Raw genomic sequence first — 1,101 nt, 5'->3', positions numbered from 1 at the left:
CTGTTCCCATTCCGAACACAGAAGTTAAGCCCTCTAGCGCCGATGGTACTGCTAACGCGGGAGAGTAGGTCGCCGCCAGTTTTTATTTGAAAGCTCATCAACATTGTTGATGAGCTTTTTTTGTTTTTATGCTATAAGCAATAACCAAAAAGCAATAACCAAAAAGCAATAGCTATAAGCACTAGCAATAAGCTACAAGCAATAAGCTACAACTCCTTCTACTTTTTTAGTGTTATTCTAACATCTAAACTTTAAACTCTAAACCTTAAACTCTAACCCCTGAGATATCAACTCTCAACTCCTAACCTAGCCCCGATTGATCGGCGTGTTTGAGCTCTTTTTGTATGTTGCTGGAAAACAACTTGGCATAAAAAAGCGAGTAGTGAAAGCGGGAAAATGCTAATAAAAAATAATATTTTAGCTCATACTGCCAGCAAATTTAATCAAGCTCATTTGCTGAATTTTTTGTTTTATAATAAATATTTACTTTTCTTTTAATTTTTAGTACTATAAATTATCGTAAGTTTTATTTAGAACTTAGCATTGACTACTGGAAGATGACAGTCGTAAACCATTGTCTATAGCTTTAAAGTTTTTATGTTATGTGCTAATGTCGTTATTGTAAACTCGAAGTTCCTTAGTTTTATGTATGGATATTAGTCACTAATCTTTTTGAAAGACTAGATGTTAGTAAATAGTTGAGAGTCGTAAAATGTATGTAATCAGTGATTTATGAATATATTTATCCACATTGTAAACTATATATTAACAAAATTTGGATGCGATTAATAAAACGCCCTACATTTGCAGAACCAAAAAATGGTAGAGAAGCTGCTTTTAGAAATTAAGTTTAAAAAGAATTAAGATTTAATTTGGATTTAATAGGATAAAGTTTTTATCTTTGCCACACTTTTGAAACAAAAAGCAGCGCAGAAGAGGATAGAAATAAATTTAGAGATTGATTATAGGTTTTGAAATTTTTTTAAAAAAAACTTTCAAAAACATTTGGTCAGTTTGGAAAAAGTTTTTACTTTTGCACTCGCAAATCGGCAGACAGATGACAGAAACAGTATGCTGATTTATGCGAAAAGAACGAAGTTC

At 31.6% G+C, this 1,101-nt stretch carries 1 rRNA gene; it reads left to right on the top strand.

From position 1 onward, the window contains the following. A 5S ribosomal RNA gene (gene rrf, locus ACVFVN_RS14755) occupies nucleotides 1–81 on the top strand; the annotation flags it as partial. Nucleotides 82–1,101 lie beyond the last annotated feature (1,020 nt).

The organism is Soonwooa purpurea (assembly GCF_053891095.1).
This window is presented reverse-complemented; position numbering and strand designations above follow the sequence as displayed.